The organism is Kitasatospora sp. MBT63, from assembly GCF_000710465.2.
Lineage (GTDB): Bacteria > Actinomycetota > Actinomycetes > Streptomycetales > Streptomycetaceae > Kitasatospora.
Genome location: NZ_JAIZ01000560.1, coordinates 1 through 2544 on the forward strand (window position 1 = coordinate 1; position 2544 = coordinate 2544).

2 pseudogenes are annotated in these 2544 nt (G+C 66.3%); one reads left to right on the top strand and one right to left on the bottom strand.

The features are described from left to right. Window positions 1-1184 precede the first annotated feature (1184 nt). A pseudogene (locus AA75_RS49920) lies at window positions 1185-1466 on the top strand (leucine zipper domain-containing protein); the annotation flags it as partial. Window positions 1467-1675: 209 nt separating this feature from the next. Here the strand turns inward: AA75_RS49920 and AA75_RS52555 are convergent. Then, window positions 1676-2389: pseudogene (locus AA75_RS52555) on the bottom strand (ISL3 family transposase); the annotation flags it as partial. Window positions 2390-2544 lie beyond the last annotated feature (155 nt).

Below are 2544 nucleotides of genomic sequence, written 5' to 3' on the forward strand. Positions count from 1 at the left end.
CAGACATGGCCACACCAGAGCTTTGTGTTAGCTCCTCTAAAACCAGTTGATCGTCACGTGTCCCCATGTCACGCCAACGACTGACACAGCGGAAAGCCACGGATTATTGATCTGCAGGCCCTTAGAAGGTGCCTTGCTGGTCGGGCCTGATGGGGTGCGTAGAGAACACCCATCTTCCCAGCTTAGCGGGCTCCTCTTTGTGTCAACCCCTCTCTCGACCCACCGCCGATCGGTGGATCCAGGATAAGTTATTGAGCACCATTCGCGAGCGACAGGTGTTGCCCTTTTGTAGGCTCGATCGGGCAGTCGAAATCTTCATGGGGGGAGAATTATTGTTTCCCTCCGCGCCGCGAGGGGTTTCTGATCTTGCTACGCCCTTCAAGGGGTTGGTTCGCCATGATTGATAGTGGAGCGCCGGAATTCCAGGGAACAGGGAAAGCTGGCCGAATTCCAAAAGCTGACAAAATTATCCCTCCTCCGTGTCGGCCTGCCGGACGCCGCAGACGTCTGGTCGCCCTCATCGGAGCCGCGGCTATCGGAGTGGTGTCACTGGGGACTGCCCCGATGTTTTCGTCCGCGGCGGTGGCTGCCACTGGAGGGAGTTGTGTCACCACAGGCAGCGACGTCACCTGTACGTACTCCGCCGGGACGGACGACCAGACTTTCACCGTTCCCGAAGGTGTGAAGACGCTGATCGTGGAAGCTCAAGGGGGTGCCGGGGGCACCCCTAGCGGCTTTGGCGGAGGGGGTGCACTGATCACCAATGCACATATCGGCGTACAGCCCGGAGACCTTCTCTATGTCGAGGTCGGCAGCGATGGTGGAAACGGAGTTGCTGGGAGCAACGGCGGTGCCCCCGGAATCGGCGGAGGGGGCGGAGCAAGCACGGTACAGACCCAATCCAAAGCATCCTGCGCGATGACGGGCACTGTCGGCACTGACTGTCGCCTGGTTGTTGCGGGAGGCGGTGGAGGAGGAAACTTCATCCAGGGCTCGAGCGGCGGCAACGCCGGTGCGGTGGGCTTCGATTCAGCGGGATTTGCCCTCGGACAGAACGGGGGAGGCACCGGCACAGGCGCTAGGTGTATTGATCACGAGCGTTGTTGACAGTGGTCGGGCTTGATCAAAGTGAAGACCTCCGGTGTGGTGGAGCTGTCTAGGACTGCACCGCACCGGAGGTCTTCATGTCCCACCGTAATGCCCGCCTGACCGTGCACGGCAGGCGGCTCCTGGTCGAACGCGTCAGGGCGGGACGCCCTGTCGCGCACATAGCCGCCGAGATGGGGATCTCCCGCACGACCGCCCACAAGTGGGTCCGACGCTGGCGGGCGGAGGGCGACGCGGGCCTGCACGACCGGCCCAGTCGTCCCCGGACCACCCCGCACCGCACACCGGCCACGACCGAGGCCGAGGTCTGCCGACTCCGACGTGAACGCAAGCTCGGCCCCGCCAGGATTCCGATCGTAGCCAGGGACTTGCCCTCGGCCAGGCGTTCCTGCACCGCCGCGTAGCGTTCCTTGGTGCGGGCGACCACGCGCCGCGGGAGGCCGAGGCAGTCGCGCATCCCGTCGGGAGGGTCGAACGGCTGCGTCGCGGCGCGCGCCGCGCCTAGCTCGGCGGCTGGACCTGCCGCGAACGCGGACCGGATGCAGCCGTGGTGCGAGCCGACGGTCTTCTCCACGGCCTCGGCGACGTTCCGCCACAGGTGCCACCCGTCAGCGACCTGGACGGCTTGCGGGGCGCCGTTCCTGGCGCCTTCGGCGTAGGCCCCGGCCCGGTCCCGGCAGATGACCTCCACCTCCGGATGCCCGGCCAGCCACGCGGCCAGCGGTTCGGCCTCCCTCCCCGGCAGCACGTCGACCGGCCGGCGGGCCTCCAGGTCCACCAGAACGGTGGCGTACGTGTCGCCCTTGCGCAGCGCGAAGTCGTCGACGCCCAGCACCCGAACGTGGGCCTGGGGAGGCTCGGGCACGGCGCGAAGCAGCCGCAGCAGGGTGTCCTTCGCGGCGCGCATGCCCAGCATCGCGGCCAGGCGGGCGCCGGGCCGACCGGCGAGCGTGCACGCGATGGACGGCAGGACCGATCGCAACAGCGGGGTCTTGCGGGTGTGCGGCTTGGTGAGTCCCTCGACCTGCTCGGCGAACGTCACCGCTGGGCAGGAGCCGTTCAGGCAGCGGAAGCGGCGCACGAGCAGCTCGACAACCACGGTCCTGCCACCGATCGCCGCATCCGCCAGCCGCCGGACGTACCGCCCAGGCACCCGCCCCGACGGCCTGGAGCAGTCCGGACATATCGCCCCGGCCTCCTGCGCGTGGGCATGCAGGACGATCTGGGCCGTCGACTGCTGCACGAACTCGACTACGACACCAGCCAAATGGGGAAGGAACACCTCAAGATTCCGCGAACTGCACGCCTGACGTCATGTCAGTCCACCCATGCGCCAAGGGCCTGATCACAAGATGTTCGCCAGAGCCCGCAATTCCCCAGGTCAGCGATCACGTTATTCAGAAGCCGTTGTCGTACCGATAGCGACGGGCGTGTTTC